We start from the raw sequence: 7514 nt of genomic DNA on the forward strand, positions 1-7514 counted from the left end.
TCCAAGACCAACGCCGAGGCCACCGTCCACCGCCGCGCGCGGATGGACTACGTGGGCGTGAAGACGCTGGACGAGCAGGGGCGCGTGCGCGGCGAGCGGCGCTTCCTGGGCCTGTTCACGTCGCAGGCGTACGCCACCGGCGCGGAGGAGATCCCCATCCTGCGCGGCAAGGTGCAGCGCGTGCTGGAAAGCAGCGGGGCGCGGGCCGGCGGGCACGACTACAAGGAGATCGTCACCATCCTCAACACCATGCCCAAGGAGGAGCTGTTCGAGGCCTCCGTGGAGCAGCTGGGGGTGGAGGTGCAGGCCGCGCTGGCCTCGCTGTTCACGCCCGACGTGCGCGTGGTGGTGCGCGGCGACGACGCCCGCCGCCGGGCGGCCGTCATGGTCATCCTGCCCCACGGGCGCTACAGCGCCGAGGTGCGCCAGGCCGTGGGCGAGCGGCTGGCCCAGCGCGCCGGCGGGCCCCTGCTGTACCAGGTGATGGCCATGGCCGCGGGCGACCGCGCCCGCCTGCACTACTACCTGGCCCTGGGCGAGAACGCCCCCGTCCCCGCCGCGCGCGAGCTGGAGCGCGAGGTGTCGTCGCTCGTGCGCACCTGGGAAGACGGGCTGCGCGACGCCCTGCGCGAGCTGACGGACGAGGGCGAGGCCGTGCGCCTGGCGACTACCTACGGCGGCGCGTTCAGCGCCGAGTACCGCGCGGCCAACGCGCCCGTGGCCGCCGTGCACGACGTGCTGCACATGGAGCGGCTGGAGCGCTCGGGCGAGACGGTGGGCCTGCAGCTGCGGCAGCCCCTGCCGGGCGAGTCGGCGCCGGCCGGCTCCTCCGTCCTCAAGCTGTACCTGCGGGGCGAGCGGCTGGTCCTCTCCGACTTCATGCCCATCCTGGAGGATGCGCGCATGCGGGTGGTGGAGGTGGACACCTTTGCCCTGCGCGGCGCGGGCGAGCAGGGCTTCATCATCTACTCCTTCGCCGTGCAGACGCGCGAGGGGCAGCCCATCCCCGACGAGGTCGCGCCCATCCTGGCCGAGTCGCTGCTGGCCGTCCGGGCCGGCGACGCGGTCGAGGACCCGTTCAACGGGCTCACCCTGGCGGCGGGGCTGCGCTGGCGCGAGGCCGACCTGCTGCGCGCCTACAGCGAGTACGCGTTCCAGGTGGGCGCCATCCCGTCGCGCATCGCCGTCTCCCGCGCGCTCGCCGCGTACCCGGCCGTCACGCGGCGGCTGATCGAGCTGTTCCACGCGCGCTTCGGCGGGCAGGGCGGCGACCAGGCGGCCGTGCGCGCGCGGCTGATGGACGAGATCGAGAAGGTCACGGCCCTGCCCGACGACCGTGCCCTGCGCCGCCTGCTGGCCCTGATGGAGGGCACCGTGCGGACGAACTACTACCGCCACGGCGGGGCGGACCCCACGGCCCGCAGCGGCGGGGTGCCGTACATCTCCCTCAAGGTGCGCTGCGCCGACGTGGACGAGCTCAAGAAGACGCGCCTGCTGTACGAGGTGTTCGTCCACTCGTCGCGCATGGAGGGCGTGCATCTGCGCGGGGCGGCCGTGGCCCGCGGCGGCATTCGCTGGAGCGACCGGCCCGACGACTTCCGCACGGAGATCCTGGGGCTGGTCACCACGCAGATGATCAAGAACGCGGTCATCGTCCCCAACGGCAGCAAGGGCGGCTTCATCACCCGGCGCCGCTTTGACGACCGCGAGCAGATGGGCGCCGAGGCGGCCGAGCAGTACCGCACGCTCATGCGGGGCCTGCTGGACATCACCGACAACCTCGTGGCCGGCAAGGTGGTCCCGCCTGCGGGCGTGGCGCGCCACGACGGCGACGACCCCTACCTGGTGGTGGCGGCGGACAAGGGCACGGCGCACCTGTCGGACGTGGCCAACGGGGTGGCGGCGGAGTACGGCTTCTGGCTGGGCGACGCGTTCGCCTCGGGCGGCAGCAACGGCTACGACCACAAGAAGGAAGGCATCACGGCCCGCGGCGGGTGGGAGTGCGTCAAGCGCCACTTCCGCGAGATGGGCAAGGACATCCAGGCCGAGCCGTTCACCGTGGCCGGCATCGGCGACATGAGCGGCGACGTGTTCGGCAACGGGATGCTGCTCTCGAAGCAGATCCGGCTGCTGGCCGCGTTCGACCACCGGCACATCTTCATCGACCCCGACCCGGACCCGGCGGTGTCGTTCGCCGAGCGGCAGCGGATGTTCAACCTCCCCCGCAGCTCGTGGGAGGACTACGACCGGTCGCTGATCTCCGCCGGCGGCTTCATCGTGCCCCGCGGCGCCAAGGAGGTGGAGATCACCCCGCAGGCCCGCGCGGCGCTGGGGCTGGCGGACGACGTGACGGTGCTGGACGGCGAATCGCTCATCCGCGCGGTGATCACGGCGCCCGTGGAGCTGCTGTGGAACGGCGGCATCGGCACCTACGTCAAGGACCGCGAGGAGACGCACGCCGAGGTGGGCGATCCGCCCAACGATCCCGTGCGCGTGAACGCCGAGGACCTGCGCTCCAAGGTCATCGGCGAGGGCGGCAACCTGGGCTTCACCCAGCGGGCCCGCATCCAGTTTCACCTGCAGGGCGGGCGCATCAACACCGACGCGCTGGACAACTCCGCCGGCGTGGACATGTCGGACCACGAGGTGAACCTCAAGATCCTGCTCAACCGCGTGGTGCAGGACGGCGAGATGACGGAGGAGGGCCGCAACGACCTGCTGCGGCAGATGACGGACGAGGTGAGCACGCTGGTCCTGCACGACAACGTGAGCCAGTCGCTGGCCGTGTCGCTGGACGAGATCCGGTCCCGGGAGTCGCTGGACGACTTCACGGCGCTCATCCAGGGGCTGGAGCGCGACCGCGTGCTGAACCGGGAAAAGGAGGACATCCCGGACAACGACGGCCTGTCGGAGCGCCGCTCCGCCGGCCTGGGGCTCACCCGGCCGACGCTGTGCGTCCTTCTCGCGCACGCCAAGATGTTCGCCAAGGCGCAGCTGCTGGCCAGCAAGGTGCCCGACGACCCGGCCACGGAGTCGTACCTGGTGAACTACTTTCCCCCGCAGGCCGTGGAGGCGGCGGGGACGGAGCGGCTGCGCGGGCACCGGCTGCGGCGCGAGATCGTCACCACGCAGCTGGTGAACGACCTGGTGGACCTGATGGGGAGCAGCTTCCTGCACCGCGTCTCGCGCGACACGGGCAATGCCGTCCCCGACGTGGTGCGGGCGTGGCTCGTGGCCAGCCGCATCAGCGGGGCGCCGGAGGTACGGGCGGACCTGGCGGCGCTGGAAGGTAAGTACCCGTCGGAGACCATCTACCGCTGGCTGGGCGGCCTGGCCCGGGTGCTGGAGAGCACCACGGCGTGGATCCTGGCCAACACGCCGGCGGACGGCGCCACGGACGTGCTCATCGACGACGCGCGGAGCGGGCTGGCGGCCCTGCGCGGCAACTTCGCCAAGATCGTGAGCGGCGAGGACCGCGCCCTGTTCCTGTCGCGCCTGGGCGAGCTGGCGGACCTGGGCGTGGAGCGCACGCTGGGCGAGCGGCTCATCACGCTCCGCTTTCTCCCGCAGCTGCTGGAGATCGTGGAGGTGTCGCGCCGCGCGGGGACGGACGAGCTCAAGACGGCCAAGGCCTTCTACACGGTGTCGGAGCGCTTTGGCACGGCCACGCTGCGCGAGGCGGTGCGCAACGCGGCCGGCCGCGACCCGTGGGAGCGTCGCTTTGCCCAGTCGCTGGCGGACGACGTGCAGCGGGCGCAGCGCGGGCTGGTGCAGGCCGTGCTGGCCTACAACGGCGGCGAGGGCAAGCGCGCCCTGGACCAGGTGGAGAAGGAGCACCCGCGGGTGGTGCGCGCGTACCGCGAGCTGCTGGGCGAGGTGCGGGGCGGCAACTGCCCCCTGGCCGCGTACGCCCTGGCCGTGCACCAGCTGCGCGAGGTGGCCGACAGCGCCCAGGCCGGCGCCGCCGCCGGCGCGTCCTGAGCCGAGCGCGCGTCGTGAGCTGAACGCGCAGTCCAACCTCCCCCAGGGGTTTTGGGGGAGGTGGGCGAGCTCCGCGAGCCCGGAGGGGGCGTCCGCGTGGGCCTGACTCACCTCGAGGGCCCGTCCTGGCCTCCTGGACGGAAAAGACGGAAGCGGGATCGCGTGGCACACCGGCGGCCGGAGCACTCCTCCGGCCGCCGGACGTTCGTGGCGGAGCGCACAAACGTTTGAGGATACTTTCCATGGAGAACCGTCCGCGCGGAGCGCCCCGTGCCTGAGGCGGGGCGCATGCTCATCAGCACCAACCTGGCGCAGGCGGCGGGGGCCCTGCTGCTGGGCCTGCTGCTGCTGGCCTTTGCCCGCGGCGGGCACCGGCCGTACCTGCGCCGCTGGGGGCTGAGCTGGCTGGCGTTCGTCGCCTACCTGGTGGTGAGCGCGGCCACGCTCTTCACCCTCAAGTCCCTGCCGGCCCTGCACCCCCTGCGGCTGGGGCTCACCTTCATGAGCCTGCTGGGCTCGTACCTGCAGGCGGCGTGGCTGGCGGCGGGCACCTGGGAGCTGCGGGCGGCCCGCCGTGCGCGCCCGCGGGTGCTGCGGGGGCTCGTCGTCGTCGCGGCGGCCGTGGCGCTCGCCTCCACGCTGGCCTTCGTCACCCCGGCCGAGGCGTCGAGCGGGCGCCACTTCGTGCGCGTGGGCGTGCGGTCGCTCGTGCTGGGGCTGGTGCTGCTGGGCAGCGCGTGGGCCGTGCGCCCCACGGGCGGCGGGCCGCGGGCGGGGCGGCGCATCGTGGCGGCGGGCTTCGCGCTCTTTGGCGCGCAGCAGCTGCACTACTTCGGCTTCGCGCTTCGGCGGCTGCTGGGGCACAACATCCCCGCGTACGCCGCGTACCTGGGCACGGTGGACTTCCTGCTGGAGTGGGTGATCGGGCTGGGGATGGTGATGGCCCTGCTGGAGGAGCAGCGGGCAGGCGCCCTGCACAGCGCCCGGCAGGCCGAGCACCTGGCGTACCACGATCCCCTGACGGGGCTGCCCAACCGACGGCTGCTGCTGGACCGCCTGGACGTGGCCCTGGCGCACGCGCGGCGCAACGGGCACCGCGTGGCGCTGCTGTTCGTCGATCTCGACCGCTTCAAGGTCATCAACGACTCGCTGGGCCACTCCACGGGCGACGAGCTGCTGCGCCAGGTGGGCACCCGCCTGCGCGCGGCCGTCCGGGCGGAAGACACGCTGGCCCGCTTGGGCGGCGACGAGTTCGTGCTGCTGCTTCCCCGGCTGGACGCGGCGCGGGGCGCCGGCGAGGTCGCCCGCAAGGTGCTGGAGACGCTGCGCGACCCGTTCGTGGTGGGCGGGCGCGAGCTGTTCGTCACGGCCAGCGCCGGGGTGAGCGTGGCGCCCGACGACGGCGAGGACGGCGAGACGCTGCTGCGCCACGCCGACATCGCCATGTACGGCGGCAAGCAGTCGCGGGGCGACCTGTACCGCTTCTTTGCCCCGGAGATGAACCAGCGCGCCTTGGAGCGGCTGGAGACGGAGAGCGCCCTGCGCCGCGCGCTGGCGGGCGACGAGCTCACGCTCGTCTATCAGCCCGTGGTGGACCTGCGGACGGGGCGCGTGTGCGCGGCCGAGGCCCTGGTGCGCTGGCGGCACCCGGAGCTGGGGCTGCTGGGCCCGGCGGAGTTCCTGGAGGTGGCCGAGGCCACCGGGCTCATCGTGCCCCTGGGCGCGTGGGTGCTGCGGACGGCGTGCGGCCACGCCCGGCGCTGGCGCGAGGCCGGCCACAACGACGTGCGGCTGCTGGTGAACCTGTCCGTGCGCCAGTTCCAGGAGCCCGCCCTGGTGCAGCAGGTGCGCGAGACGCTGGAGCGCGAGGGGATGCCGCCGGAGCTGCTGGAGCTGGAGATCACGGAGTCCGTGGCCATGCGCGACACGGCCGCGTCCGAGGACGTGCTGGGCGGGCTGCGCTCCGTGGGCGTGCGGCTTTCCATCGACGACTTCGGGACGGGATACTCGTCGCTGGAGTACCTGCGCCGTTTTCCCATCCACACCCTCAAGGTGGACCGCACCTTCGTGCGCGACGTGGAGGCCGACGAGGGCGACGCGGCCATCGTCTCCGCCGTGGTGGCCATGGCGCACCGCCTGGGCCTCACGGTGATCGCGGAAGGCGTGGAGCATCACGGACAGCTGGACTTCCTGCGCGCGCAGGGGTGCGACTGCGTGCAGGGCTTCTTGCTCTCGCGCCCGCTGTGCCCCGACACGCTGCTGGCCTACCTGGCCGAGCGCGCCCACGCCGCCCTCCCCGACCCGGCGCTGGTCTGAGCGCCGGATGACCGCACGGGCGAGCGTAACAAGGGCAGCGACAACGGGATCCGTCCCCACTGTCATTCTGAAGGAGGCGCCGTCGTGATCCGTCCCATGCACGATGGCGCCGAGTGAAGAATCTGGTGGCGCCGCGCGCGGACCTCGCCCGTGCACAAGCCCCTCGCGGGCGAACTCAGCGCGCGGGCGGGATCCCGCACTCCCGCGACCCGATTCCTCGGTCGGCCGGCGCCGGACGCATCACGCACGCGACGGATCGCGACGGCGCCGACCTTGCTCGGAATGGCAGCATGGGACGGTAACAAGAGCAGCGACAACGGGATCCGTCCGTCGCTGAAAGTCTGGAGGACGGAAGCAGGGCACCCCGCCAGGTGCCCTGCTTCTTTGCGTTCGGTGCGAATCCGGCGCGGGTCCATCCCTCCAACCTTGAACCCGCCCTCTCTCCATGATCCACCTTTTATCGAGTCATCCTGAATGCGTCCTCCATTTCATCCCGTCCTGGTCCTGCCCCTGCTGGCCCTGCTTTCCACCGCGTCGTGCGGGAAGGCGGAGGCGTGCACCAGCCCGGAGGCATGCGACCTCACGCGCGCGGCCCGCCTGGCCACGGGCGACTCCATGCCCGCGTGGCCCGTGCACGACGCCGGAAAGCCCGTGCTGCTGTACGTGGACCGCAGCCAGGGCATGCGCGGCTTCCTGGACCCGGGCGATGCCGGCCGCGTGCGCACGGAGTACCGGTCCGTGCTGGACGGGTTCGCCGCGCGGCTCAGGCCCCGGCAGGTTGCCGGCTTTGGCACCGAGGTGCGCGTGCTGCCCCGCGCCGACCTGGGCGTGCTGGCGGATGCCGGCTTCTACACGGACGGCAACACGGAGCTGGAGGAGGTGCTTCGGATGGTGGAGGCCGATTCGGCCCGGGCCGCCACGCACGTCATCCTCGGCGACGGGCGGCGCACGGACCCGGACGCCGGCATCGGCCAGTTCGCGCGGATGCGCACCGTCTCGGAACGGTGGACGGCGGACGGCGGCACGTTCGTCGTGGCGGCGTCGCTGGCGCCGTTCAAGCCCGTGGGCGGCGACGTCTCCAGCTGCCGCCCGGGAGACGACGACGCGAAGGACGCCCGGCAGACGTGCCCGCTGTACGCCTTTGCCTTCGTGGCCCCGGGCGACGAGGGACGGGTGGCCGCCGCGCTGGCCGCCACCTTTGACGACCTGTTCGTCAC

Annotated in this window: 3 protein-coding genes; all 3 read left to right on the forward strand. The window is 72.7% G+C overall.

What is annotated here, in order from left to right; all coding sequences use genetic code 11:
* Window positions 1-3981: NAD-glutamate dehydrogenase domain-containing protein (locus VFZ20_RS29455; protein WP_329687541.1), on the forward strand; the 3981-nt coding region annotated here is incomplete at its 5' end.
* A 270-nt stretch (window positions 3982-4251) separates the two neighbouring features.
* Window positions 4252-6297, forward strand: coding sequence for a putative bifunctional diguanylate cyclase/phosphodiesterase (locus tag VFZ20_RS29460; protein WP_329687542.1), 2046 nt, complete (start codon window positions 4252-4254; stop codon window positions 6295-6297).
* Window positions 6298-6771: 474 nt separating this feature from the next.
* Window positions 6772-7514, forward strand: a 743-nt coding sequence (locus VFZ20_RS29465) for a hypothetical protein (protein WP_329687543.1), incomplete at its 3' end; no start/stop codon positions are given.

This window comes from Longimicrobium sp. (assembly GCF_036280135.1).
Taxonomy (GTDB): domain Bacteria; phylum Gemmatimonadota; class Gemmatimonadetes; order Longimicrobiales; family Longimicrobiaceae; genus Longimicrobium.